Source organism: Pantoea sp. (assembly GCF_039594315.1).
GTDB lineage: Bacteria > Pseudomonadota > Gammaproteobacteria > Enterobacterales > Enterobacteriaceae > Pantoea.
Genome location: NZ_JBCNNP010000032.1, coordinates 15039 through 40345, shown reverse-complemented (window position 1 = coordinate 40345; position 25307 = coordinate 15039). Strand labels below are relative to the sequence as shown.

Below are 25307 nucleotides of genomic sequence, written 5' to 3'. Positions count from 1 at the left end.
TTAACAGCAATGTCGCTTACTGATGGACGGCGACCTGCTCACGTCCTTTGGCACGATCCACCACCGCAGCAATCACCAGCATCGTCAGCGACGGCGGTAACCAGGAAAGTCCCTGATCGGCCAGCGGCAGATGCTGACTAAACAGCGGCAGCACATCTTTAAAGCTGGTGGTTTTTATCGCATCAACGATACCAAACAGCAGGCTCACCAGCATGGTTGGCGCGATGATACGCGAACTTTTGTTCCAGAACTTCAGCGTGAAGCTCAGCACTACCAGCACGATGCACGGCGGATAAATCGCGGTCAGCACCGGAATCGAGATCTGAATCAAGTGGCTCAGGCCGAGATTCGACACCACCATCGAGAACAGACCCAGAATAAACACCAGCGCTTTATACGACAGTGGCAGGTATTGCGCAAAGAATTCTGCACAGGCACAAGTCAGGCCAACTGCCGTCACCATGCACGCCACGAAGATCAGTGCCGCAAGGAAGAAGCTGCCCATGCCGCCAAAGGTCTGCTGCACATAGGCATGCAGAATTTCAGCGCCGTTGGCGCTTTGTGCCACCAGCGCACCGCTGTCGTTGCCCAGCTTGAACAGCGTCAGGTAAATCAGCGTCAGACCGATACCGGCGATAATCCCGGCCAGCATGGTGTAGCGCGTCAGCAACTTGGCATCTTCTACGCCGCGTGAACGCGCCGCATTAACGATCACGATACCGAACACCAGCGCACCCAAGGTATCCATGGTCAGATAACCGTTGACGAAACCGCTGGAGAAGGCGGCACGCTGATACTCTTCGGTCGCCGGAGAAACGCCGCCAGCAGGCCAAATCAATACCGCGACGCCAAGCACGATCAGCGCCAGAATTTTCAGCGGTGCAAGGAAGTGACCAACGGTATCCAGCAGTTTGCCCGGATAGAGCGAAATGCCGATCACCAGCGCGAAGTACACCAGGCTGTAGATAAACAGCGGCAGCGTGCCATCGCCGGTCAGTGGCGCAATGCCGACGGCAAATGAAACGGTGGCAGTACGTGGCGTGGCAAACAGCGGACCTACGGCCAGATAGCACACGGTCGCCAGCAGCAAACCGGCAGCTTTGCCAATCGGTGAGCTCAGGGCATCAATGCCGCCGCCGACGCGCGCCAGCGCGATCACCGTGATTACCGGCAAACCAACCGCAGTAATCAGGAAGCCAAAAGCAGCAATCCAAACGTGCTCGCCAGATTGAATCCCCACCATCGGTGGGAAGATGATATTTCCTGCGCCAACGAACAGGGCAAACGTCATGAAGCCCAGCGCCAGGATATCCTTGGAGGTTAAACGATGTGTCATAAACTTCTGTACTGCCTGTAGCTGATGTTGCGGTGGAAGTTGAGTTCGTGTTGTCCTCTGGATGCGCTAAAACCGGGGCTTATTCGGCCAGACCAGCGTGTTATGCGGGACGAATCGTTAAAGCGCAGGTGATTTAAACTACTTTTCTTGTGTTCGCAGAGGGATAAATCGACAACGGCGCAAATTAGAACGTTTATAGCGAAGAAAGGCAATACGGGATCGGAAAACCAGAAGGATATAACAAGATAGTGGAATAAAGCAGTGAATCACGATGGAATTGTAGGAAAACACCTCAGATGATTTGCTAAAAGTTTCCGCAACGCGGGAGATCTCTTTGCATAAATTGCCCTTTGCATGCACAAAAGGCGCGATTTACGCGCCTGTTTGCTCTGCTTTACATCATTTCCAGACTGTTCTCGCTATATCGACCACCAGACGAATCTTCTGCCACTGCTGCTCTTCGCTCAGGCTGTTGCCCTCTTCGGTTGAGGCAAAGCCGCATTGCGGGCTGAGGCAGATTTGATCAAGGCTGACGAACTGCGCGGCTTCGCGTAAACGCGCTTCGACCTGCGCCGCATCTTCCAGTTCGCCCGTTTTGGTGGTGATCAAACCCAGCACCACTTGCTGATGACCTGGCTTGATGAAGCGCAGCGGCTCGAAGCCACCGGAACGTTGGTTATCGTATTCGAGGTAAAACGCGTCGATGTTCACACCACCGAACAGCACTTCGGCGACCGGCTCGTAACCGCCTTCGGAAATCCACGTGGAGCGGAAGTTGCCGCGACACACATGCAAGCCAACGGTTAAATCCGCCGGTTTGCCTTCCAGCGCTTTATTCAGTACTTCAGCGTAAATGCGCGCCAGTTCTTGTGGATCTTCGCCACGTTCGCGGATCTGTTGCTGCTGCTCGGTTGAGCACAGATAAGCCCAAACGGTGTCATCCAGTTGCAGGTAACGGCAACCGGCGGCGTAAAACGCGTTGATCGCATCTTTATAGGTTTGTGCTAGATCGGCGAAATACTCTTTCAGATCGGGATAAACCGTGGCATCGATCACCTTACGTCCGCCACGGAAATGCAACACGCTAGGACTTGGAATGGTCATCTTCGCCAGCGCATCGCCCGCCACGCTTTGCAGGAAACGGAAGTGATCGAGCATTGGGTGATTTGGATTGAACGCCACTTTGCCGGTGACTTTCACGCCGTGCGCTTTGGTTTGCACGCCATTGAATTGAATCCCCTGCTCCGCTTCAAACAACTCCACACCGAGCAAATCGCCAAAGAAATCGAAATGCCACCATGCGCGACGGAATTCGCCGTCGGTAACAATTTGCAGGCCGTTGGCACGCTGTTGTTCAACCACATGGCGGATTTCACGGTCTTCCACCTGACGCAGTTGCTCGGCGTTGATTTCGCCTTTGGTAAACTGTTCACGCGCTTTTTTAATGGCGGCGGGGCGCAGAAAACTGCCGACGGTATCGGCACGGAAAGGGGGTTGAGCTGGCATCGTCACTCCTCATCCTGGGTGTAATTACCACAGGGTATAATTTCGCTTGGTTATTTTTAGCCATCTGGATGGCTATATGTCCAAGGAGAGTGCCATGCTGGTGTCTTTTCAGCAATGGAAGAAAATTCAGCTTACATGAAAGAAATTCATGATCGGATGCGCGTGGTTTAATTTGCCTCAATCGCCGCGCGTGCTTGCGCCATCTGAGTTTCAGACAACGGCAAATAACCGGCTTCACTCACTCGGCGCTGACCTTGCGCTGACAGCACCTGCTGTAGAAACGCATCCACCAACGGCGGCAAGGGTTTGTCGGGCGCTTTATTGACGTAGATATAGAGCGGACGCGACCATGGATAGCGACCGCTGCGGATTGATTCGGCATCGGGCATCACGCTGTCGCCTGCCGCCGTCACCACCGGCAGCATTTTCACACCACTAAGATGGAAACCAAAACTGGCGTAACCGATGCTATTCGGCGTCGCCGCCACCGCTTGCACCACGGCAGCGGAACCAGGAAATTCGGCTACATCAGCACGAAAATCGCCTTTACACAGCGCCTGTTGCTTGAAGAAACCCCAGGTTCCCGACGCGGAATTGCGGCCAAAACGCTGAATGCTGCGCGTAGCCCAGTGGCTATCGCTTAAGCCGAGATCGCCCCAGCGTTGCGGCACCTGTTGCGCGCCACACAAACGGGTGATTGAGAACAGAGCATCGAGTTGTTGCGGAGCGATGCGCGGCAGCGGATTGTCTTGATTGACCACCACCACCAGCGCATCCATCGCCACCGGCACCGCCAGCGGCGGATAGCCGTAACGCGCGATAAACAGTTGGCGTTCATCAATTTGCATTGGACGGCTCATCGCGCCCAACTGCGCAGCACCGGCGGCCAGCGCAGTCGGCGCAGTGGAAGAACCCGCCGCCTGCACCTGCACGTTAACGCCCGGCGACTGGCGGCTGAAATCCTCGCCCCACAAGGTCATCAGATAACCCAGGGTATCCGATCCCACGCTGCTTAAATTGCCGGTCAGCATGGTTTGTTGGCTCCATGCAGGTACGGCGAGCAGCAACGAGGTCAACAGCAACAGCGATTTCATCAGCGAGTCCAGTGGCGATCAGTGCGCCACATTCTCACGTATCCCGTTAGCCACAATCAACCGTGGCGGCAGAAGAAAACTGAAACAGGTTTCCTGATGCGGCACGCTGGTGATTTCCAGCCGCGCGTTGTGATGGCTCAACGCATGCTTGACGATCGCCAATCCCAGGCCGCTGCCGCCGGTGGCGCGCGAACGGGCTTTGTCCACGCGATAAAAGCGTTCAGTGAGGCGCGGAATATGCTCCTCGCTGATGCCCGGCCCGTTATCGCACACCTTGAATTCCGCGCCCTGCTTAGTACGCAGCCAGCTGATATCCAGCCGCGTGCCTTCTGGCGTGTGGTTCACCGCGTTGTACACCAGATTGGAAATCGCACTGTGTAGCTGTTCATCATTGCCGAACACTTTGAGGTGCGGATCGGTGTGGAAATGGATCGAATGGCGTCCCTGACTGAGCGTTTCTGCTTCACGCTGCAACAGCAGCAGCATGGTCGGCACATCGACGGTTTCTTTCAGATCGATGGCCGGCGCGGCTTCGATGCGCGACAAGGTGAGCAACTGTTTCACCAGACTGTCCATGCGCCGCGTTTGCTCTTGCATGGTGTGCAACGCCTTGGCCCGCGTGCGCTCATTCATCACCGAATCGTCCATCATTTCCAGATAGCCTTGCAGCACGGTTAACGGCGTGCGCAGCTCATGACTGACGTTGGCGAAGAAGTTGCGACGTGCGCCTTCCAGCTGGTGCATCTGGGTGACATCACGCGCCACCATCAACCATTGCCCTTCGCTGTACGGCATCACGCGGAATTCCATATGATGCTGATTATTGAGGATCTGCGTCAGCGGCTTGTCGAAATCGCGCTGGCGGATATAGCGGGAAAATTCGGGATAGCGCAGCAAATTGAGGATGTTCTGGCCGTTATCTTCCGGCCAGCGTAAACCCAGATGCTGCTGTGCCAAACCGTTACACCAAAAGATGGTGCCCTCTTCGGTGGTCAGCACCACCGCATCGGGCAAAGATTCAGCGCCGCTGCGGAAACGTTTGATCAGATTGCCCAACTCGCGACGACGACGACGGTTGCGCAACTGCATTTGATACAAGCCGTAAAACAGCGGTTCCCAGCTGCCGCGTCCGGCGGGCGGCGTCATCGAGCGATCGACCCACAGCCAGTGCGACAGACGCATCAGGTTTTTGAAGTGCCAAAACATCACGCCGGATACTGCAATCAGCAGCAGCCAGGGTAGATAACCGAACAACAGACCAAGCACCAGCGCAGGCAAACACACCAGCGCCAGCTCGATCAACAATCTCTTCCAGGAGAGTCGTTCCAGCACGGTAAAAACTCCGTTTAGTAGCGGGCAGAGAAACGATACCCTGTTCCGCGCACGGTTTGTACCATACGATCGTGGCCGGTGAGTTCCAGCGCTTTGCGCAAACGACGAATATGCACATCTACGGTGCGATCTTCGACATACACATTGGTGCCCCAAACGTGGTTCAGCAACTGCTCGCGGCTATACACACGTTCTGGATGCGTCATAAAGAAGTGCAGCAATTTATATTCGGTCGGCCCCATTTCCAGCGGCGTGCTTTCCGACATCACGCGGTGCGAGGAAGGATCCAGACTCAAGCCCTGCATTTCAATTACCTCTTCCACCGCCATCGGTGAAATACGGCGCATCACCGCTTTGATACGTGCCATCAACTCTTTTGGTGAGAATGGCTTGGTGATGTAATCATCCGCGCCCACTTCCAGACCGCGTACGCGATCTTCTTCTTCACCACGCGCCGTCAGCATCATCACCGGGATTTCACGCGTCATGGCTTCACGTTTCAAATGTTTAATGAATTGAATACCGCTGCCGCCGGGTAACATCCAGTCCAGCAGAATCAAATCAGGCCAAGGTTCGATCAGCTTACCAATCGCGCTGTCATAATCTTCCGCCTCAATAGGCTGGTAATCATTCTGTTCCAGCACGAAACATAACATTTCACGGATGGGAGCTTCGTCTTCCACAACCAAAATGCGCTTAGCCATTGTAACTCCTGCTAGTGTGACCATCTGTCACTGGGATTTGCGGCGCCATTATGCGTCAGTTTTATGACACTTTTATGAAAACACCGCCCCTAGATAAATAGATAAGAAATTGAAATGTGACAACATAAATCTGCTTTATTTCTTATTGATCTGAAGCGGTTATAATTCGCCCTCGCTTAAGCTTGCACGGAGCATTCATGCGCATTATTCACACTGCGGACTGGCATCTCGGACAGTTCTTTTACAGCAAAAGTCGCGCGCCAGAACATCAAGCGTTTCTTGACTGGCTACTGGACCAGATTGTGCAGCATCAGGTGGATGCGCTGATCATCGCCGGCGATCTGTTTGATACCGGCTCGCCGCCGAGTTACGCACGCGAAATGTTTAACCGTTTTGTGGTGGCGTTGCAGCCCAGCGGCTGCCAATTGGTGGTGCTGGCGGGCAATCACGATTCGGTTGCCACGCTGAATGAATCACGCGAACTGCTGGCGTGCCTGAATACTCAAGTGATCACCAGCGCGACGCCGCACGGTGAACATCAGGTATTAACGTTGAAGCAACGCGATGGCACGCCGGGTGCGCTGCTGTGCGCCATTCCTTATTTGCGCCCGCGCGATATCCTGCGCAGCCAGGCCGGGCAATCGGGGCGCGAAAAGCAAATTTCGCTGCTGGAAGCCATCGAGCAGCATTATCAACAATGCTTCGCCGCAGCGCAGGCACAAAACAGTGCGCTGCCGATCATCGCCACCGGGCATCTCACCACGGTCGGCGTGACCAAAAGTGATTCGGTGCGCGACATCTATATCGGCACGCTGGATGCCTTCCCGGCTCAGGCGTTTCCGCCGGCCGATTACATCGCGCTCGGCCATATTCACCGCGCGCAACGCATCGCCAACAGCGATCATATTCGTTACAGCGGTTCACCAATTCCACTCAGTTTTGATGAGCTGGGACGCGACAAAAGCGTGTTCCTTCTGGAATTCAGTGCGCAATTGGATGAAGTGACGCCATTAATCATTCCGCAGTTTCAGCCGATGCAGATGCTGAAAGGTTCGATGGCCGAAATCGAGCATCAGCTGGCGCAGTTCACCAGCGATGAAAGCGCGCCGTTGACCTGGCTGGATATTGAGATCACCACGCAGGAATATCTCAGTGATTTGCAGCGTCGTATCGAAGCGTTAACCGAGCATTTGCCGGTTGAAGTGCTACTGGTGCGCCGCAGTCGCGAACAGCGCAGCCGCAACCTCGAACGGCTGGATAATGAAACGCTGAGCGAATTGAAAGTTGAAGAGGTGTTTGCCCGCCGCCTGGCGCAAGAAGAACAGCTGGATGCCGAACAAGCGGAACAATTGACACAGCTGTTCCGCACGCAGCTTGCCGCGCTGGAGAATCCATCTGCATGAAAATTTTGACCTTACGCTTTAAAAACCTCAACGCGCTGCGCGGCGAATGGTTTATCGACTTCCGCCGCGAACCTTTTGCCAGCAACGGCCTGTTTGCCATTACCGGCGCAACGGGCGCAGGGAAAACCACCTTACTGGATGCGATTTGTCTGGCGCTGTATCACCAAACGCCGCGCCTTGGCGTGCTGTCGCAAACCCAGAATGAGTTGATCACCCGCGATACCGCCGAATGCTTAGCTGAAGTGGAGTTTGAAGTGAAAGGCGAAGCGTGGCGCGCCTTCTGGAGCCAGAACCGCGCACGTGGACAAGCCGACGGCAAATTGCAGGCACCGCGTGTTGAATTGGCGCGCGTGGCGGATAATCAAATCGTTGCCGATAAAGTCGGCGATAAGCTGAAAGCCATCGAAACCTTGTCTGGACTGGATTTCGCCCGTTTCACCCGCTCGATGATGCTGTCGCAAGGCCAGTTTGCCGCCTTCCTCAACGCCAAGCCCGGCGAACGCGCCGAGCTGCTGGAAGAGCTGACCGGCACCGAAATCTATGGACAAATCTCGGTGCAGATTTACGAGCGCTGGCGCACCGCGCGGAGTGAATTGGATACGCTGCGCGCGCGGGCGGGCGGCATGTCGTTGCTGGATGAAGCGCGCCGTGCCGAGTTAACGCAACAGCTGGTGGAACTCAGCGCGCAGGAGAAAATCCTGAGCGAGCAATTAACCGAGGCGCAGGCACAGCAACACTGGCTGACTCAATCGCAGCAGTTGGCGCAGGAACAACAGCAGGCGCAGCAAACGCTGGAACATGCTCAGCAGGCGTGGCAACAAGCCGAGAGCGATCGTCAACGTTTGGCGCGCGCCGAACCGGCAGAAAAACTGCGCGAGAAGTTACAGCAGCGCGAGCAATTGCAGCAGGATCGGCAAGCGTTGGAGCAGCAGTCGCAGCAGTTAATCAGCCAGCAGCAGCAAGCTCAAGCCGCGTTGCAACAGGGCGAAAGCCACTATCAAGCGGCGCAACAGGCGCGTGAGCAAGCATTGCAGCAACAACAGCAACTGGAAACCTTGCTGACCGAACAGGTGATTCCGCTCGATCAACGCATCAACAGCAGCGCACAGCAATTAGGCGAGCAGCAACGACTGCACACGCAGCAGCAAGCGGCGCTGCAAACTCAGCAAACCGCGCTCAGCAAGCAACAGCAGGTAAGTGAACGTTTACAGCAGCAAGTGGCGCAGCAACAAACCCTGCGCCGTGAAGAAGCCGCCGTTGCCGATTGGGGTGGCGAATTAAGCCGTTGGCAGGCCGACATCGCCCGGCTGGATGAGCGTGAACAAACGTTGACGCAGTTGCAGCAACAGCAGCAGCAACAGCGCAGCCAGCTGGAGCAGCATCAACAGGCGTATGCTCAGCGTGAACAAGCGGCACAACCGTTGCAAAAGGCTGAAGCGCAAGCTGCACAGCAACGCTTACAAGCGGAGCAAGCACTGACTTCGCTCGAAGCCGAAAGCAGCAGCGAGCAGTTGCGCGCCGCCCTGGCGCAACACCAAACTCAACGCGCTGCGCGTCAACAACTCACTTTGTTAGCCGCGCAATGGCGTAACTTGCAGCCGCAGAAATTGCAGCGCCAGCAGAAGCTGGTGCAGTTGCAGCAACAGCATCAGGTTGAAGAATTGGCGCTTCAGGCGCTGCGTGATGAGTACAAGCGTGAACATCAGGCGCTGCTCGACGTGCGTAAAATTTGCGAGCTGGAGCGCACTATCGCCCAGTTGGCTGACGAGCGCGCCAAATTGCAACCCGATCAGCCGTGTCCGCTGTGTGGTTCCTGCCAACATCCGGCGATCACGCAATATCAGCAGCTTGCACCGGGCGCCAACCAGCAACGTTTAACCGAACTGGAAACGCGTGTCGCGCAACTAAAAGAGTCGGGTACCGCCAAAGGCGAACAGCAGAAATTATCGCTGCAACAACAGCAAAGTTTGCAGCAGGAAATCAGCGATTACGATCAGCAGATCGCCACCACCAATTCGCAATGGCAAACGCTGAGCGGTGAGCTGGCACTTACCTGCACGCTGGAGCAGCAAGACGAATTTGCGCAGTGGCAGCAACACCTGGATGCTGAAGAACACGCACAGCAGCAACAACTGCAAGCGCGTGACAATGCAGCCCGTCTGGTACAGCAAACCCGCGATGCGCATTTGCAACAGCAGCAGCAATGGCAGCAACAGCAAACTCAGCAACAACTGGCGCAGCAGCAAATCGCCAGCAGCCAGCACGCGTTGGATCAACTCAGCCAACGCGAAACCAGCGAACGCAACGCTCAGCAGCAGCAGGCGCAGCAGTTGCAACAGCAGTTGGCGCAGCATCAGCTTGATCTACCGGCAGCGGAGGCGCGCGAAAGCTGGCTCAACCACTTGCAGCAGCGCTGGCGCAAATGGCAGGAGAGTGAACGGTTACTCGCCGAGTTGCAGCCGCAATTGGCGAAAGCCGAAAGCGAGCGCAACAGCCTGCAACAGCAGCAGCTGCGTGAACAGCAGCGGCTGGACGAGTTGCAGCAGGCGCTCGGCACCTTGCAACAGCAGCATCAACAGCAGGTGCAGCAGCGTCAGCAACTGTTTGGCGATCGACAGGTGGCGGAAGCGCGTCAGCAGCAACAAGCCGCCTTGCAGCAGTGCGAACAGGCGCTGGCGCAGCAGTTACAACAGTGGCAGCAGGCGCAGAGCGCGCTGCACAGCCTGAACGGCCAATGTGAGCAAATCAATGCGCAGCAAAAGACCTTAAGTGAACGAGTGCAGGCCGCAGAAACCGCCTTGCTGGCCGCATTGCAGCACAGTGATTTTGCCGATGAAGCGGCGTTGCGCGCGGCGTTGCTGGACGAGAATGCAGTGCAGCAATTGCGTCAGCAGTTACACACGCTTGAGCAGCAGCGCCAGCAGCAAATCACCTTGCACGAACAGCTTGCGCAACGTTTAGCGGCGCATCAGCAGCAGCGTCCGGCGGCGTTGAGTGATGAAAGCGCCGCCAACCTGCAACAGCAACTGGAGCAACTGCGCATCGCGTTGCGCGACAATGCACGCCAGCAAGGTGAAGCGCAGCAGCAGTTGCACAGCGATGCCCAGCAGCGACAGCAGCAGCAAGCGTTACTCACGCAGATCGCCGAAGATGATGCAACGTTGACGCAGTTAGGTCGGCTGAACGACCTGATCGGCTCAGCCAAAGGCGATAAATTCCGTCGCTTTGCACAAGGTTTGACGCTCGACCATTTGGTGTGGCTGGCCAATCGCCAGTTGGATCGTTTGCACGGCCGCTACTTACTGCAACGCCGCGTCAGTGACGAGCTAGAACTGGAAGTGGTGGATACCTGGCAGGCAGATGCCACCCGCGATACGCGTACCTTGTCCGGCGGCGAGAGCTTCCTTGTCAGTCTGGCGCTGGCGCTGGCGTTATCGGATTTGGTCAGCCACAAAACGCGTATCGAATCGCTGTTCCTTGATGAAGGCTTTGGCACGCTGGATGCCGAAACGCTGGATACCGCGCTGGATGCGCTGGATGCCTTGAATGCCAGCGGCAAAACCATCGGCGTCATCAGTCATGTGGAAGCGATGAAAGAGCGCATTCCGGTGCAGATCAGAGTGCGCAAGATGAACGGTTTAGGCTACAGCAAACTGGAGTTGCCGGGGGAATGATTCCTTAGCGGCGCGATAAATCGCGCCGCTACCATTCACTGTATTTTAACTTAACGCGTACTCGCCAATTTATAACGCGGGCCGCTCAGTAAACCGCCCTGCTCGTTCTGCGCTAACAGACGCGCGCTGGTGACACCGGCGATGGTGTGCGATTTGTCGCTGACATTGCTGGCAATCTGCTTAATCGCCGCCGACACCAACATGCCAATAATGCCGCCACTATTGTTGTTGCCACCTTCGGCATCGTTTGCCGTAGCAATGCCCTGCCACAACTCTTTGCCGCTGCGCAGATCCACCAACCGTGCGTTAGCCGATACTGTGGTCACGCTCTGGATCACCTGATAGCTGCTGCCGTAATCGGTCACCGAAATGTACAGCGCGCTGTCGGCATGGAAGATATCGTGCAGGCGCTGCGGGCTGACGGCTTGAATTTCATGGCCGTTGGTTAATCCGTTCTGCTGGAAAGTTTCATCCACCACCGCCACCGGGAACACGTAATAACCTGCTTCTGCCAGCGGTTGCGTCACCAGCGAGGTGAAGCTGTTAGCAGCATTAACATCCGGCGAGCGGTTATCCGCAGGCAACACCAGAATGGAAGCCGGCTTACTGGCGCGGAATGCGCTGTAATCGTAAGGTTTTTTGTGCGCACAACCGGTGAGCAGCAGCGCAGTCAACACGCTGCATGCAGCAATCCACTTTTTCATTGGGCAACTCCTTGCTTTTTCTTCATCAGAAAGTCCATGTAGGGCGCAGATTCAGGGAACAGCTGCTTTTCGGTGGCAAACTGGCTAAAGGCTTTATCGCTTGCGCCGGTTTTGGCATACAGCAGCCCCAACTGGGCGTGCAGACCCGGCGCCACTGGCTTGTTCACCGCTTTGGCTTTTTCGATATCGAGATTCAGCGCTTCGATCTGTTTTTGCGGATCGGAATCTTTTTTGTAGTAGCTGTAGATCTGCTGCTGGTAATCGCCCCAGTAATAGATCGGCTCTGGCCCTTTTGGCGCACAACCCGCTAATAGGCTCGCGGCGATCAGCGCCGCACTCAACGGTAATAATTTCATGCGTAATATCCTTATTTCGCTGGGCGCCACGCGCCGCTGTTAATGCCATCGACTAAATGATCGACCGCTTCACGGATCGCCAGATCCATCACTTTGCCGTTCAGCGTTGAGTCGTAGCTGGTGGTGCCGCCGAAACCAATAATTTCACGTGCAGATAACTGGTATTCGCCCGCGCCCTGTGCGCTGTACACCACTTCTGAGGTGGTGACATCCACCACATTCAAATTCACTTTGGCGTAAGCGACCTGGCTCTTGCCGCGACCAAGAATGCCCCACAGCTGCTGATCGCCAACTTCTTTACGACCAAACTCGGTGATATCGCCGGTGATGATATAGGTGGCGCCTTTGATGTTCTGCTGGCTCTTTTTGAAGCCCGCTTCCTGCTCCAGCTCTTTCAAGTTGCTGCGATCCAGCACGTTGAAACGATTGGTCTGCTGCAAATGCGTGACGAGAATGGTTTTCGACTGATTGCCCAGACGATCGACACCATCGGAGAAAATGCCGTTCATGTACGACGAACGGTTATCAAACTGGCCGACCGCAATCGGGCTGCGCACGCCCTGATACGCGGGCTGGCTGGCCGCGCGCACCTGTGGCGCTTCAATGGCGCGCGACGATTCGGTCGCGCAGCCGCTGAGCAGCGCCGCGCTTAACAAGGAGAGTGCCGCAAAAGCATATTTTTTCTGCATTTCGAATCCATGAATCAAAAGGGGATAAAGCCGCGAGGTTGCGGCAAATTCTGGTTCTGCCGACAGTCAGAGTAATGCCATAGCATTGGTTGAGCCGGTCTGTAGACTGTCGGCAATGAGGCATAGGATCTTTAGCGGAAATACAGGCACATTAATGAATTTAATTAATAGAATGGCGGGATTATTCGGCGGGTTAATCATTATATCGGCGCTCAGCGCCTGCCAACATTCGCAGCCAAAGCAACAAGATAGCATCGCCAATCTGTGTCAGCCGCAGAGCGAGCCGGGCAGCGCATCCTGCAAATGGGCTGATGAAATGCAGCATCAGTTGAACCAGCATTTCAACGATGCGAAAAGATATGCGGGTCAGCAATGTTTGGTGCGATTGGAGTGGCAAAACAGCGGGCGTTTCGCGGTAACGCAGACGCAAGGCGATGAAACGCTGTGCCTGCGCGCCTGGCAATTGATTGGACAAAGCAAAGATTTACCGCCGCCGCCCGATCGTGCTCAACCGGCGTGGTTTGGTTTCGCGCCTAGCTCGCCAGCCCATCCTGACGCCACTGGCGCGGGCTGATGCCAAACCAGCGACGGAATGCACGCGAAAAGGCGCTGACTTCGGAATAGCCAAGCAGCAGCGCCATTTCCGAGATCGGCAGTTGCTTCTGTTGCAGATAATAGGTCGCCATCTCGCAGCGCACTTTATCCACCAGCGCGGTGAAGCTAATGCCTTCCTCGCGCAGTCGCCGTTGCAGCGACCAGCTCGATAGCCCCATTTTTTCCGCAATCTCTTCCAGCACCGGCTCGCCCTGCATCAGCGACAAATTGACCTGCGAACGCGCCTGTTCGACCACGCTTTGCAAGCTGGTTGAACTGTTGAGGCGGCGAATCGCATCCTGCATCACCATCAGCAGCATCGGATCCTGTTCCGGCATCGATCGCAGCAGATCGCGTTTGGGGATTAGCAATGAGTTGAACGGTTGATCGAACCACACTGGCGCATCAAACACTTTGCAGTGTTCATGCCACTGCTCCGGACGCGGATGTTCGAAATGCACTTCACGCGGCGCCCAGTTTTTACCGGCCACGTGACGAATGATATTGAGGAACATGCCCAGCGTCAGCTCCGCATCCTGACGCCGCGAGAGGATTGCGCCGTGACGCACCTGATAATCCAGCCGCCAGCATTCACCCTTATCCACCAGCCGTGTCAAGGTGTCGTGCTGATGCCACGGAAAGGCATTCACCACGTTATGCAGCGCCTGTTCCAGCGTGGGCGAACACAGGCCGATGTAACCAATCAAGCCTAATGACTGCGGTTTGAACTGCTTGCCGTAATGCAAACCGAAGTTATCAAAACCCGAATGACGCGCCGCTTCTTCCATCACGCGACAGTAGTTCACCAATCCCAGGCTGAGCGTTGGGCTGGCGAGCAGCTCTGAGTTGATGCCGCTGATGCCAAAGATGCGATCGACATCGCCACCTTTGTCGGTGATAAATGCGCTTAGCCCGGTGGCCGCCGCCGCGAGCACGCCGCGATTGCTGGCGCTGACTGATAAGGCGCTGAAGGCGTCAGTGGGAGTCATGAGTGATTGCATTGGAACCTCACAATTGGGCGCGAGTGAAACAGTGTGAAGATTCCAGCAATTTTCGTACCAGGCGAGTAATCCGCGGGTTTTTACGTGCGGTCGCCATGATTGGCGACCGCTATTGCGCCGCATCAGCGCAGCACTGATCACTGCTGGTGCATCAAACGCCAACCGGCAGCTGATTGGTTTCCAGATAGCGACGACACAAGCGCACCGAATGATCGGCCCAACGCGGGCCAAGACTCAGCGCCATTTCGGTTTCCGCATGCGATCCCATCCACGCCGTCATTTGAATGCGACGCTGGATCAATAACGTTGGCACCAGCGCCATCTCTTCGTCGCTGATGTGCGCCACTTTTTCGTAACCGAGGATCCAGTTATCCACCCATTCAGCGGCGCGCGGATGATGCTCAACAAAACTGATCGCGGCGGCGAGATCGTGCAGGTACCAGCCCATTCCGCAGTCATCGAAATCGATCACTCGCGTTTCGCCTTTGTGCAGCAGCAAGTTGGTCAAACGCAGATCGGCGTGGATCAACCCATAACGATTGGCATCTTTGCCGAAGCCTTGCAGCTCCTGACCGACGCGCGCCACCGCTTCCGCCACGATGCCGTGATCGGCAGGATTGAGGTTCGGCGCATCCTGCCAGCGTCCCCAGTGGCTGCGATCGCTGACCATGGTGTGATGATCCCAGATAATGCGTTGGAAACCCGCTGGCTTCTGCCAACTGCGGCTGTGTTGATGCAGGCGCGCGGTGATGTGGCCCAGCTGCTGAAACGCTTTGGGATCGACATCGGTGGTCGGCATGTCGCCTTCGATCCAGTGGAACAGCACCGCATAGCGCTCGCCGCCATCGGTCATTGGCAAGGTCAGCACCGTTTCACCGGCGCTGGCGGGGATGGCTTGCGGCACCATAATGCCAATATCGCGCAGCGCATCCAGCCACATCAGCTCGCTTTCGATGTCAGCTTTGCTGTGATAGTTGGGACGATGTAGACGCAGCGCATAACGTGTGCCCGCCGCCTGCAATAAGAAAGTGGCATTTTCAGAGCGGCATAACAGTTTTAAGTCGCCACGCAGCGCAGCGGGATAGTAGGCCAATGCCTGATGCGCCAGCTGGGTGATTGCGGCGTCGGTTAAGGTATCGGATTGTTCGGCACTCATTCATCGGTCTCCAGCATCAATCAAGTGTTATCAGCATGGGATGAGCTCGCCTTGTCTGCTTGACCGCAGACAACCCTAAGTTGACCGCAGCGTGCATCTGGCACTTTTCTTGCCTGAGAGTTGACCGTGGAGGACAAAACTCACTGCGCGCGCGTCAAGTTTTCCCGCGCCGGGCAGCGGCATTATCACTTCACTGTAGCGCAAAGATAAAAAAGCGCGGTGAAGCTGCCGCACCAACAATGACGACGGGGAGAAGACGATGACCAATAAGCTCAAACCCACACTGGGCACCCTGCATTTGTGGGGCATTGCGGTTGGATTAGTGATTTCTGGCGAATATTTTGGCTGGAGTTATGGCTGGGGCGTGGCGGGCACGCTGGGATTTTTGATTACCACCGCGATGATCGCCGCCATGTACACCTGTTTTATTTTCAGCTTTACCGAACTGACCACCGCCATCCCGCATGCCGGTGGTCCGTTTGCTTATAGCCGCCGCGCGTTCGGTGAAACCGGCGGCTTGATTGCAGGCCTGGCGACGCTGATTGAGTTTGTCTTCGCTCCTCCAGCGATTGCCATGGCAATTGGCGCGTACCTCAATGTGCAATATCCCGATCTCAATCCGAAAACCGCCGCGGTTGGCGCTTATCTGGTGTTTATGACGCTGAATATCCTCGGCGTGAAACTGGCGGCGATGTTCGAATTGGTGGTCACGGTGCTGGCGGTATTGGAGCTGCTGGTGTTTATGGGCGTGGTATCGCCAGGCTTCAGCATTGCCAACTTCGCCGCCAACGGTTGGGCCGGTAGCGATCACTTCGGCATGCCGGCGCTGTCTGGCATCTTCGCCGCGATCCCGTTCGCCATCTGGTTCTTCCTCGCCATTGAAGGCGCGGCGATGGCCGCCGAAGAGGCCAAAGATCCGAAACGCACCATCCCGAAAGCCTATATCACCGGCATCATGACCTTAGTGGTACTGGCAATCGGCGTGATGTTGCTGGCCGGTGGCGCTGGCGATTGGCGCAAGTTGTCGGACATCAACGATCCGCTGCCGCAGGCAATGAAGATGATCGTGGGTGAGAACTCCAACTGGATGCATATGCTGGTGTGGATTGGCCTGTTTGGTCTGATCGCCAGTTTCCACGGCATTATCCTCGGCTATTCGCGCCAGTTCTTCGCCCTCGCCCGCGCCGGCTATTTGCCGCAAAGTCTGGCAAAACTGTCTCGCTTCCAAACGCCACATCGCGCGATTATTGCTGGTGGCGTGATTGGTATCGCGGCGATTTACAGCGACGGCATTATAAATCTGCAAGGCATGACGTTGACGGCGGCGATGATCACCATGGCGGTGTTCGGCGCGATTGTGATGTATCTGATGAGCATGCTGAGCCTGTTCAAACTGCGTCGCAGCGCGCCAGAAATGGAACGCAGCTTCCGCGCGCCGGGCTATCCGATTGTACCGGGCATTGCGCTGGTGCTGTCTTTGGTGTGCCTGGTGGCGATGCTGTGGTTCAACCCGGTAATTGGCGGGTTGTTCGTGGCGATTATGGCGGTGGGTTACGTTTACTTCCTGGCAACCAAATCCCAGCGTGATAACGCACCGCAGGATTCGATGTTAGTGGGTGAATGATTCGGTTAGTGCCCGCTGTCCCCCATCCCGGCCTTCCCCCACAAGTGGGGGGAAGGAGACGCTGCCACATGTGAATGCTGATGTTAATTGTGGCTGCGATCTGCTCCCTCTCCCGCCTGCGGGAGAGGGTTGGGGTGAGGGACAACGCGCACAATCAATCCTTTAACGGCCACAACCACGCCGCGCCGCGTACGCCGCTGGAATCACCGTGTACCGCCTTCAGCACCGGCGTTTCACACTCGCGACCAAACACCCACTGCTTCATCAATGCGGGCACGGTTTGATACAGGCGATCGTTATTGCTCATCCCGCCGCCGAGCACGATCACATCGGGATCGAGCAGATTCACCACCTGCGCCAGCGACTTCGCCAGACGCATTTCATAGCGATTCATCGCCAGCTCCGCTACCGGATCTTGCTGCTCAATCAGCTTAATGATCTCCGCGCCTTTTAACGCTTTGCCGCTCAGACGCTGATAATCAATGGCGAATCCGGTGCCCGATACAAAGGTCTCGATACAACCTTGTAAACCGCAATAACACGGCACTTCAGCGCGATGACGCAGCTCATCTTCATCCATCCACGGCAGCGGATTGTGGCCCCACTCACCGGCGTTGCCGTTGCCACCGATACGCGACTCGCCGCCAATCGCCACACCCGCGCCCGAACCAGTGCCGATAATCACCGCAAACACCACCGGTTTGCCCGCGCCCGCGCCATCCACCGCTTCGGAAACCGCCAAACAATTCGCGTCGTTGGCGATACGCACTTCACGATTCAGCGCCTGCGCCAAATCTTTATCCAGCGGCTGACCGTTGAGCCAGGTTGAGTTGGCATTCTTTACCCGCTGTGTGTAAGGCGAAATAGTGCCAGGAATGCCGATGCCCACCGTGCCCTTTTGGCCGGTTTTCTCTTCCGCCAGCAGCACTAAATCGACAATCGCCTGAACCGTGGCAGCATAGTCATCACGCGGCGTGTTGATGCGGTGACGAAACAGCTCTTCCCCTTGGTCGGACAGGGCAATCACTTCAATTTTGGTGCCGCCTAAATCAATTCCAATGCGCACGATTTATTCCTCATTATTCGTTGTGGTGACAAATACAGTAGAAGGCTGAATCGGGAAAGGCAATGAAACCAATCCGATGTTTCGCTATCATGCGCGCTGACTTTGAGACTTGTGCGCCCGATCGCACCCACGGTAAGGAATCCCGATGTTGTGGTTTAAAAATATGATGGTTTATCGTCTGAATCGTGACATTCCACTGTCCGCAGACGAACTGGAAAAACAGCTCGACGCCTTCACCTTTTCCCCGTGTGGCAGCCAGGATATGGCAAAAACCGGCTGGGTTTCACCGATGGGCAATCGCGGTGAAGCGCTGACGCATGAAATCAACGGTCAAATTGTGATTTGTGCGCGCACTGAGCAAAAAATTCTGCCATCGCCAGTGGTGAAACAGGCGCTGGAAGCGAAGATCGACAAGCTGGAAGCCGAACAGAGCCGTAAGCTGAAGAAGACCGAGAAAGATTCGCTGAAAGATGAAGTGCTACACAGCTTGCTGCCGCGCGCCTTTAGTCGTTTCAGCCAAACTTTCATGTGGATCGATACCGTCAACAATCTGATCATCGTAGATTGTGCCAGCGCCAAGAAAGCCGAAGATACGCTGGCGCTGCTGCGTAAAAGCATCGGTTCGCTGCCGGTGGTGCCACTGACGCTGGAGAATCCCATCGAACTGACCTTGACCGAATGGGTGCGTTCCGGTGAATTGCCTGCTGGTTTTGCCTTGATGGAAGAAGCCGAGCTGAAAGCGATGCTGGAAGATGGCGGCGTGATTCGCTGTAAGAAGCAGGATCTGATCTCTGACGAAATCGCCACTCATATCGAAGCCGGCAAAGTGGTGACCAAACTGGCGCTGGATTGGCAGGAACGTATTCAGTTGGTGATCGCTGACGATGCTTCAGTCAAACGCCTGAAGTTCAGCGACACGCTGCGTGAGCAGAATGACGATATCGATCGCGATGATTTCGCCCAGCGTTTCGATGCCGATTTCATTCTGATGACCAGCGAACTGGCCGCGCTGATCAGCAATCTGGTGGAAGCGTTAGGCGGCGAAGCCAAGCGTTAACGGGTGATTGAGGTCACCATAAATGGCGACCCTACGACCAACCGGCTGGGATATCGTAGGGTGCGCATTAATGCGCACCTGTTGTTCGTCCATAAAAAAACCGGCCCCCAAAATTGGAATGGCCGGTTTCAGACGTTATTTCGCGAACGTGTGCTTATAGGTAGCGGCACAGATAAGAAGAGGGTTCTGCCACTTGCAGGTGGAATTCGCTCTGGCCTGGTACGTTAAACGAGGAACCGGCTTCGTACCATTTCCATTCGGTTTCGCCCGGCAGCAGCACTTTCAATGCGCCGCTGACAACCGTCATCTCTTCTGGCTGATTGGTGCCAAAGGTGTATTCACCTTCCGCCATCACGCCTACGCTGGCACGGCCAATGGTGACGCTGTCGAAACCAATGGACTTCACTTTTCCGTCGAAATACTCACTCGTATTGAGCATATTACTTCCTCACAGCACATTATCGTGACTGGCAGATTACTAAGGAACTCGCTGATCTGTCACGCGAATTAGCGCCGCACATCGCAAGTTGTGATCCATCCGCATTAGACGATCAATTCTGCCGCAAGCTTCGCCACCAGCACGTTCGACAGCAGTACCGGAATGCCCAGCATTTTCTGCAAGAAATCACGGTGTTTCTGGTGATAACCAATGCAATCCAGCACCACCACATCCGCGCCTTGCTCCTGCAAGGATAATCCGGCTTCGACCAGATCGGCATGCTCGGCCAGATACGGGCTGGCGACCGCAAAGCACGGCGGCGTGCTGAGATGACGCCATTTGCTGGCCTGCTCGGCAATCTGCTCTTCCACCGGCACCACGATGCCGATTTTATGGTCCTGCACAATCGCCTTCACCAGTGGAGGAATGATGCGATCAGGCTCCAGCAGCAAGGCGGATTGCGATTTCAGCGCGCCAAATTCGCCGGTGCACAGCAGCAGAATGGTGTCGTAACCCTGCTGCTCCAGCTCGATGATTTTACGTTGCAGTCCCTGCTCCACTTTTGGCCCCGACAAGCGCACTTGCTCGCCAGTGGTCATACGCGATACCAGCACCTTATCACCCGCCGCGGGCGCATAATGCTGCTCAACCTCGGCCAGCGTCAGGCCGTCGAGTAAACCCGCGTGCGCAACTTGCTCAGCGGGAAGATGTTCTTCCAGCAGCGGCAAGATGTCGCTGCGCGGAGATTGACCAATCGTAAGAGTAACCAGGGACGTGTTCATCGTTAGGCTTTCCGGTTGCGCAAGTGGCTGAGACTACCATACAAAGATAGCAGCAGAGCGTACTCTTGCTGGTCATAGAACTGACAAGTTTCGCGCCCGAACTCTTTTGCCACTTCCACCGCAAACTTCACCGCTAATGCAATATCCACTTCATGGCTGGCGCCGGTGCCGCAACCTGGCACCACCGATTCGGCGCAAATCGCCACGCCAACCACCGGCACATCAGTGGCCGTTGATGGTTGCAGGATGCTGTTGAGGTGATAAACACCGTTGCCGTATGGCGTGATGTCTTGCGTGGTGATCGGGAACGTCACCGCTGGCTGGCCGCTGGTCATCTCCATAATGCGCAGCAAATCTTCAGAAACACGCAGGATGTAGCCCTCTTTCACCGTTGGCGACAGCGCGTAGCCTTTGTGATTGAGAATGCGGTTACCTTTGGTGGTATCGATCGACAGAATCGCATCGACGCCAGCAATCACTTCGTTGTCATTCATAGTGATGTCGTCACATGGCGAATCCATGAAATCCACCGGCTCATGCGGACGCGTTGGTGCATCTGGGCAGATATGGGTGGTGATGATCACGTCACCGGCCAGCACGTCGCCTTTGGTCTGCATCTGCGCCAGCTTCAGTGCGCTGCTGACTGCGGCGACCGCGCCATCGGCGTCAGACACCATGCCAATACGCGTTGGACGCGCGCCGATACCGCCAAGGCGACCAATAATGCCCAGCGTCGGCGCGTTGCCACCTTTGCTCTTGCCCTGCGAACCTGGAATATCGATACGCACGAAATCGGTACGCCCTTTCGGCCCGGTGACACGTTTGGTGCTGGCGGTCACGCCGGGATAAGCGGCGAATAGATCCACCACTTGTTGACCGTCGATATAGGCGCTATCGAGTAACTCAAACACCTGCAATGTCTGCTGTAAGCTCATAATGAATTCCCTGGATTATTTCTTGGTGCTACTGGCGAAAAGTGAATGGAAGAAGCTGTACAGCGCGTCGCCCGCAATAAACCCTGCGGCCATCACCTCCATCGGTGAACGTCCACGCTCGCCCCATACGCGCAAGATGATGATGCGCAGTGCGATACCGACCATCACCGCCCAACCGGCAGCGGCGTTGTTAATCAGCAAACCGGTCGCCAACAGCACGCCAAGCTGGCGTTTTGGCCCACCGATAAATTGGATAATCGCGCCCGGAATCGCCCACATCAGCAGGTTCCCGGCGATTCCCGGTTCAGCACCGGCTTGAATGGTTTTGGCATACACACGAGCCACTGGCGGCAACAAGTTCTCCGCAAAGAACAGGTTGTGCGCGTACCACACCACCGGAATACAGATAACAAAAGCAATCATCGCGGCGATCAGCTGGATGCGGCGTCCCCACAACTCTTGCTGCAAATCAGCGCCGTTGCCACGCAGGATGAAGCCAGCTTTCAGGTCGTAACCCATGTCGGCAAACGCCGGGCCGGTCGCCGCGGTAAAGCCACACAACAGGCACAGCGCCAACGGCGGGAAACCGAGCAGAATACCGAGAATCAGGGTGATCAGCGCCACGGCAAACGCCGGGAACCAGCCGGAATGCATCGCGGCAATCCCGACGATCAGTTCATGAACAAAGGCAGCAAACGCGGCGTAAATGATGAACAGCACCAGCATCGGCAAGCCCATCTGGCTCCACAAGCCGCCCGCCAGTGCCAGTAACGTCGAAATAACGATGTAACCCACGGTGCCGAAGCCCAACGAGCGCTTCACATCGCTGTCGGGACGACTGACGTTGATTTGATCTTTGCGACGGCTGATGATCACCTGAGCCACCTGAATCAACGCCACTAAACCGGCACCGACCATCACTCCGTGCGGAATATAAAGTGCATTGATATCAATACCAGCAACCGGTTGCGCGTAAGCACGCAACAAGAAGCCAATACCGAGCATGCTCAGCGCCCAGATATTACCGATGAACGCCGTACCAAAGGCCGACATCGGAATCTTCAGCATCGAACCGGCGATACCACCGACAATACCGACCACCAGCAACCACGCTTGACGGCCGCCTTTGTCACCAGCCTTGATCGCTTCAGCGGCGGCAACGCCCGGTGGCCACGCATTGCTGGCCGGGAATACACGCGTATCGAACAAGCGATAGAGTAAGTAAGCATCGAGCAGCATGGCGGCGCTCACGCCCACAAACAGCGGCAGCACCAATTGTGGCTCGCCCAGCGCCCACGGCACCGCAATCGGCATCAACAAACTGTTGGCAGCACCGAAGGTGGCGGAGGAGATGGCGGTTTGCGCGAGGTTCTGCACTTCGATTGAGCGATAGCGGCGGAACCATTGCAGTGGAATACGCGCCAGAAGCATGGCAAATAGCGCGCCGATAATAGAGGTATTGGGTGTAACCCCAATAGTGGTAATAAGCTGAACCCCAATAATGGCACCGGCTACTGAGAGCAGCACCAACATTAAGGCCACGCCAACACTTTTTATTGGATTATTTTGACGCATAAGATCCCCGTATTTTCACCCTGTAGAAAACGCATAGACATTTAATGCCCGACACGCGGGACACCAATGCTTTTTATAAATCGTTCCCTGATTATTGAAATAAGCAGGTCCGTAGACCTGCTATTTCCCCGGTGTGGCGCGAATAAACGCCTTTAAATCGAAAATAAGGTTATGCGCCGTATTTTTCGGCCATCAATGCGGCCGTTGCACGCAGTTCGCTGAGCAGTGCTTCCGGGTAGCCGGGCGCCGCTTCTTGCGATAAAAACGAGAGACACAACGCGGCGCTTTCACCACGATGCTTGTTGGTCACCGCGACCGCGATGGAACTGATGCCCGGCAGCGTCTCATTGCGCGCCAGTGCCCAGCCCTGCTGTCGAATCACCGCTAATTCATCACATAATGCATCGACGCTCAGCGGCGAGTTCGCCGAAGCCGCCTGCCAATTGCTGGCAAAACGCTCGCGAACTTGATCATCGCTGAGCTGCGCTAACAACACGCGTCCGGTTGAGGTGCCGGGAAGTGAAACGCGCGTACCCGGCGGCGTCACCAATTGGGTGAAGAAGCGCCCGTGATACATGCGCATCACCAGCACATCATCACCATCAATCACCGAGATATAGCCCATGCAACCGCTGCTAGCCGCCAAACGCGCCATTGGCGCCGACGCGCTATCAACTAAAGGTGTCGATAGATAATGACCGGCCACAGAAAGCAGCACGCGTCCAATTTGGAAGCAGCGGCTTTCCGCGTCACGCTCAAGCAATCCTTCACTTTCCATGGTCGCCAGCAGGCGAGAAACCGTACTTTTCGGCAAGCCCAATGCATCCACCACCTCGGTAAACGTTAAGCCAGGATGGCCTTGCGTCACGCCTAAGCGCTGGAACAGCTTCAATACAGCGGCGGCATTTTCGAGTGTGGTCATGGTGTTGGTTTCACTATGTGGAACTGAGTTCCTATATCAATAACCCGAAAGTAAAACGCTAAGCTTTTGCGGTCAAGTGCAAATTTTGAGCCGGACAAAACTGGTGTGTTTTAAGGCAGCATAAAATTCGGTACTAAGCGGGAAATGAATGACGTTATCAGGCGCGGGATTTATTCAGCAGGAAGGTATGCAGATTTATACCGATGAAAGCGTGATTTTACTGAGGGTAAAAATAATGTTTAGCAACGGGAGGTAATTAATTGGGCGCTAGCATCCTTGCCAGCCGAATTAGTCTTTTTTGATATCTTCGTAGCGCTCTTTCGCGTCCTGCGCTTCAGCTTGCGTTTTATGTTCGCTAATTAACGAATCAGGTTTGGGATGGTCAGCGCGTAATTCATACCAGGTGACGGTATTGCCTGCAGGGCCTTTCTCAACGGTAACAATTCGCGCTTCACGCGGATACGGTGGTTTAGTTGGCATCGTTTTCCCTCTTATCGCAATTGTCCACAGGCAGCAGTGATCCTCTGCCTACCGTTAAGTATAGACAACTGAGGATCGCTGCAAAAAACAGGGACGAATCTGAGGCGTTAACTGGCGCGGGCGAGTGACAGCGATTGCAGAATTTGCTCGACCACGCGATCGGGCGATTGCATGGCGTTGACTTCATGATGCGCGGTTTGACGATACAGATGCGCACGCTCGCGCAGAATATCGCCCATCTCTTCGGCAATCGGGCGGCCCGTTAAGGTTGGGCGCTGCGCCGCTTCGGGTTGATGTTCCAAACGCTCGGCCAACACCGTTGACGGCGCATTCAACCAAATCACCTGCCCGTGCTCGCGCATAAAGCGACGATTCACTTCCGCCAATACCATGCCGCCGCCGGTGGCAATCACGGTGTTGGGCGCGGTGACGGCACGCAGCGATTCGGTTTCGCGGGCGCGGAAGCTATCCCAACCTTCAGACGCGACAATGTCCGCCACGCTGCGTTGGGTGGTGAGCTGTAAGTAGTGATCGGTATCGTTAAAGGCATAGCCCAGCGCTTGCGACAGCGCCTGGCCAACAGTGGTTTTACCGCAACCGCGTGCGCCGATCAGATAGATGGGTAATGACATCCAGGCTCATCCTCCGCCGTAATGTGCCGCACGGGCAACGTCATCAGGTCAATAATGCGTCGCATAATACCTGGATTTTATTTTATCAGCCACCTGCGAGGCACGATTTACGCGTATTTCAGCATGGTCTCAGGCTACTTGTTTGATTATGCAACGAAAAACAATGCGTGAATCGTGCATCCGCCTAAATGTAAGAGCGGGCAACATTTCCTTACCAGGTCATTGATTTACTTTCCTGACCCGCGC

23 protein-coding genes are annotated in these 25307 nt (G+C 55.6%); 5 read left to right on the top strand and 18 right to left on the bottom strand.

Translation table 11 applies throughout. The features are described 5' to 3' along the window. Positions 1-16: 16 nt before the first annotated feature. From brnQ to phoB, 5 genes are all read right to left on the bottom strand, one after another. Positions 17-1336 carry a branched-chain amino acid transporter carrier protein BrnQ gene (gene brnQ, locus ABDW13_RS16515; RefSeq protein WP_343553640.1) on the bottom strand — a complete coding sequence of 440 codons (1320 nt, stop codon included), beginning with the start codon at positions 1334-1336 and terminating at the stop codon, positions 17-19. A gap of 399 nt (positions 1337-1735) precedes the next feature. Then, positions 1736-2842 (bottom strand): cobalamin-independent methionine synthase II family protein, encoded by a 1107-nt coding sequence (locus ABDW13_RS16510; RefSeq protein ID WP_343553639.1) that lies wholly within the window; start codon positions 2840-2842, stop codon positions 1736-1738. 167 nt (positions 2843-3009) lie between these two features. Further along, positions 3010-3936 (bottom strand): PstS family phosphate ABC transporter substrate-binding protein, encoded by a 927-nt coding sequence (locus ABDW13_RS16505; protein ID WP_343553638.1) that lies wholly within the window; start codon positions 3934-3936, stop codon positions 3010-3012. A gap of 18 nt (positions 3937-3954) precedes the next feature. Then, positions 3955-5268, bottom strand: coding sequence for a phosphate regulon sensor histidine kinase PhoR (phoR, locus tag ABDW13_RS16500; RefSeq protein WP_343553637.1), 1314 nt, complete (start codon positions 5266-5268; stop codon positions 3955-3957). Positions 5269-5282: 14 nt separating this feature from the next. Then, positions 5283-5972, bottom strand: coding sequence for a phosphate response regulator transcription factor PhoB (gene phoB / locus ABDW13_RS16495; RefSeq protein WP_343553636.1), 690 nt, complete (start codon positions 5970-5972; stop codon positions 5283-5285). Positions 5973-6169: 197 nt separating this feature from the next. On the opposite strand from phoB, the gene sbcD reads away from it, so the two are divergent. Continuing rightward, entirely contained in the window at positions 6170-7375 is a 1206-nt protein-coding gene (sbcD, locus tag ABDW13_RS16490) for an exonuclease subunit SbcD (RefSeq protein ID WP_343553635.1), read from the top strand. Continuing rightward, positions 7372-11049: an SbcC/MukB-like Walker B domain-containing protein gene (locus ABDW13_RS16485; RefSeq protein WP_343553634.1), complete on the top strand. Its 3678-nt coding sequence runs from the start codon at positions 7372-7374 to the stop codon at positions 11047-11049. The genes sbcD and ABDW13_RS16485 overlap by 4 nt, the downstream gene beginning before the upstream one ends. 50 nt (positions 11050-11099) lie before the next feature. Here ABDW13_RS16485 and ABDW13_RS16480 read toward each other — a convergent pair whose 3' ends face one another. Genes ABDW13_RS16480 through ABDW13_RS16470 form a run of 3 tightly spaced genes read right to left on the bottom strand, consistent with a single transcriptional unit; the run spans position 11100 to position 12798 of the window. Then, complete coding sequence (locus tag ABDW13_RS16480) at positions 11100-11753, bottom strand: DUF799 domain-containing protein (RefSeq protein WP_343553633.1); 654 nt, start codon at positions 11751-11753, stop codon at positions 11100-11102. Beyond that, positions 11750-12109, bottom strand: coding sequence for a DUF4810 domain-containing protein (locus ABDW13_RS16475; RefSeq protein ID WP_343553632.1), 360 nt, complete (start codon positions 12107-12109; stop codon positions 11750-11752). The genes ABDW13_RS16480 and ABDW13_RS16475 overlap by 4 nt, the downstream gene beginning before the upstream one ends. A gap of 11 nt (positions 12110-12120) precedes the next feature. Further along, positions 12121-12798 (bottom strand): CsgG/HfaB family protein, encoded by a 678-nt coding sequence (locus tag ABDW13_RS16470; protein WP_343553631.1) that lies wholly within the window; start codon positions 12796-12798, stop codon positions 12121-12123. Positions 12799-12952: 154 nt separating this feature from the next. Between ABDW13_RS16470 and ABDW13_RS16465 the strand changes: the two genes are divergently transcribed. Beyond that, the gene (locus ABDW13_RS16465; RefSeq protein WP_343553630.1) at positions 12953-13372 is read left to right on the top strand and encodes a cell envelope integrity TolA C-terminal domain-containing protein; all 420 of its coding nucleotides are present in this window, start codon (positions 12953-12955) and stop codon (positions 13370-13372) included. On the opposite strand, the gene ABDW13_RS16460 is transcribed toward ABDW13_RS16465, so the two are convergent. Together ABDW13_RS16460 and ABDW13_RS16455 are read right to left on the bottom strand one after the other, a co-directional pair. Beyond that, entirely contained in the window at positions 13332-14381 is a 1050-nt protein-coding gene (locus tag ABDW13_RS16460) for an AraC family transcriptional regulator (RefSeq protein WP_343553629.1), read from the bottom strand. The two genes, ABDW13_RS16465 and ABDW13_RS16460, sit on opposite strands and share 41 nt — an antisense overlap. Before the next feature lie 163 nt (positions 14382-14544). After that, positions 14545-15549: a phosphotransferase gene (locus ABDW13_RS16455; protein WP_343553628.1), complete on the bottom strand. Its 1005-nt coding sequence runs from the start codon at positions 15547-15549 to the stop codon at positions 14545-14547. Between the two features lie 259 nt (positions 15550-15808). On the opposite strand from ABDW13_RS16455, the gene eat reads away from it, so the two are divergent. Next, positions 15809-17173 (top strand): ethanolamine permease, encoded by a 1365-nt coding sequence (gene eat / locus ABDW13_RS16450; protein WP_343553627.1) that lies wholly within the window; start codon positions 15809-15811, stop codon positions 17171-17173. A gap of 154 nt (positions 17174-17327) precedes the next feature. Here the strand turns inward: eat and mak are convergent, their stop codons facing one another. Continuing rightward, positions 17328-18239, bottom strand: a complete 912-nt coding sequence (gene mak / locus ABDW13_RS16445) for a fructokinase (protein ID WP_343553626.1) — start codon at positions 18237-18239, stop codon at positions 17328-17330. 145 nt (positions 18240-18384) lie between these two features. On the opposite strand from mak, the gene rdgC reads away from it, so the two are divergent. Continuing rightward, a complete protein-coding gene (gene rdgC, locus ABDW13_RS16440) occupies positions 18385-19296 on the top strand; it encodes a recombination-associated protein RdgC (protein WP_343553625.1) in 912 nt (303 codons plus the stop codon). A 154-nt stretch (positions 19297-19450) separates the two neighbouring features. On the opposite strand, the gene ppnP is transcribed toward rdgC, so the two are convergent. The 7 genes from ppnP to aroL all read right to left on the bottom strand — a co-directional run bounded on the left by ppnP (position 19451) and on the right by aroL (position 25061). Beyond that, positions 19451-19735: a pyrimidine/purine nucleoside phosphorylase gene (gene ppnP, locus ABDW13_RS16435; protein WP_343553624.1), complete on the bottom strand. Its 285-nt coding sequence runs from the start codon at positions 19733-19735 to the stop codon at positions 19451-19453. A 104-nt stretch (positions 19736-19839) separates the two neighbouring features. Then, complete coding sequence (locus tag ABDW13_RS16430; protein ID WP_343553623.1) at positions 19840-20517, bottom strand: AroM family protein; 678 nt, start codon at positions 20515-20517, stop codon at positions 19840-19842. A gap of 2 nt (positions 20518-20519) precedes the next feature. Then, complete coding sequence (locus ABDW13_RS16425) at positions 20520-21452, bottom strand: DUF1177 domain-containing protein (RefSeq protein ID WP_343553622.1); 933 nt, start codon at positions 21450-21452, stop codon at positions 20520-20522. Between the two features lie 15 nt (positions 21453-21467). Next, complete coding sequence (locus ABDW13_RS16420; protein WP_343553621.1) at positions 21468-23027, bottom strand: OPT/YSL family transporter; 1560 nt, start codon at positions 23025-23027, stop codon at positions 21468-21470. Between the two features lie 169 nt (positions 23028-23196). Beyond that, a complete protein-coding gene (locus ABDW13_RS16415; protein WP_343553620.1) occupies positions 23197-23949 on the bottom strand; it encodes an IclR family transcriptional regulator in 753 nt (250 codons plus the stop codon). Positions 23950-24237: 288 nt separating this feature from the next. Next, complete coding sequence (locus ABDW13_RS16410) at positions 24238-24429, bottom strand: YaiA family protein (RefSeq protein WP_343553619.1); 192 nt, start codon at positions 24427-24429, stop codon at positions 24238-24240. A gap of 107 nt (positions 24430-24536) precedes the next feature. After that, entirely contained in the window at positions 24537-25061 is a 525-nt protein-coding gene (gene aroL / locus ABDW13_RS16405) for a shikimate kinase AroL (RefSeq protein ID WP_343553618.1), read from the bottom strand. Positions 25062-25307: the final 246 nt, after the last annotated feature.

Bases quoted from the DNA above. Each gene is read 5' to 3' on its own strand.
- brnQ (WP_343553640.1), bottom strand. From the start codon at position 1,336: ATGACACATCGTTTAACCTCCAAGGATATCCTGGCGCTGGGCTTCATG.
- ABDW13_RS16510 (WP_343553639.1), bottom strand. From the start codon at position 2,842: ATGCCAGCTCAACCCCCTTTCCGTGCCGATACCGTCGGCAGTTTTCTG.
- ABDW13_RS16505 (WP_343553638.1), bottom strand. From the start codon at position 3,936: ATGAAATCGCTGTTGCTGTTGACCTCGTTGCTGCTCGCCGTACCTGCA.
- phoB (WP_343553636.1), bottom strand. From the start codon at position 5,972: ATGGCTAAGCGCATTTTGGTTGTGGAAGACGAAGCTCCCATCCGTGAA.
- sbcD (WP_343553635.1), top strand. From the start codon at position 6,170: ATGCGCATTATTCACACTGCGGACTGGCATCTCGGACAGTTCTTTTAC.
- ABDW13_RS16485 (WP_343553634.1), top strand. From the start codon at position 7,372: ATGAAAATTTTGACCTTACGCTTTAAAAACCTCAACGCGCTGCGCGGC.
- ABDW13_RS16480 (WP_343553633.1), bottom strand. From the start codon at position 11,753: ATGAAAAAGTGGATTGCTGCATGCAGCGTGTTGACTGCGCTGCTGCTC.
- ABDW13_RS16475 (WP_343553632.1), bottom strand. From the start codon at position 12,109: ATGAAATTATTACCGTTGAGTGCGGCGCTGATCGCCGCGAGCCTATTA.
- ABDW13_RS16470 (WP_343553631.1), bottom strand. From the start codon at position 12,798: ATGCAGAAAAAATATGCTTTTGCGGCACTCTCCTTGTTAAGCGCGGCG.
- ABDW13_RS16465 (WP_343553630.1), top strand. From the start codon at position 12,953: ATGAATTTAATTAATAGAATGGCGGGATTATTCGGCGGGTTAATCATT.
- ABDW13_RS16460 (WP_343553629.1), bottom strand. From the start codon at position 14,381: ATGACTCCCACTGACGCCTTCAGCGCCTTATCAGTCAGCGCCAGCAAT.
- ABDW13_RS16455 (WP_343553628.1), bottom strand. From the start codon at position 15,549: ATGAGTGCCGAACAATCCGATACCTTAACCGACGCCGCAATCACCCAG.
- eat (WP_343553627.1), top strand. From the start codon at position 15,809: ATGACCAATAAGCTCAAACCCACACTGGGCACCCTGCATTTGTGGGGC.
- rdgC (WP_343553625.1), top strand. From the start codon at position 18,385: ATGTTGTGGTTTAAAAATATGATGGTTTATCGTCTGAATCGTGACATT.
- ppnP (WP_343553624.1), bottom strand. From the start codon at position 19,735: ATGCTCAATACGAGTGAGTATTTCGACGGAAAAGTGAAGTCCATTGGT.
- ABDW13_RS16430 (WP_343553623.1), bottom strand. From the start codon at position 20,517: ATGAACACGTCCCTGGTTACTCTTACGATTGGTCAATCTCCGCGCAGC.
- ABDW13_RS16425 (WP_343553622.1), bottom strand. From the start codon at position 21,452: ATGAGCTTACAGCAGACATTGCAGGTGTTTGAGTTACTCGATAGCGCC.
- ABDW13_RS16420 (WP_343553621.1), bottom strand. From the start codon at position 23,027: ATGCGTCAAAATAATCCAATAAAAAGTGTTGGCGTGGCCTTAATGTTG.
- ABDW13_RS16415 (WP_343553620.1), bottom strand. From the start codon at position 23,949: ATGACCACACTCGAAAATGCCGCCGCTGTATTGAAGCTGTTCCAGCGC.
- ABDW13_RS16410 (WP_343553619.1), bottom strand. From the start codon at position 24,429: ATGCCAACTAAACCACCGTATCCGCGTGAAGCGCGAATTGTTACCGTT.
- aroL (WP_343553618.1), bottom strand. From the start codon at position 25,061: ATGTCATTACCCATCTATCTGATCGGCGCACGCGGTTGCGGTAAAACC.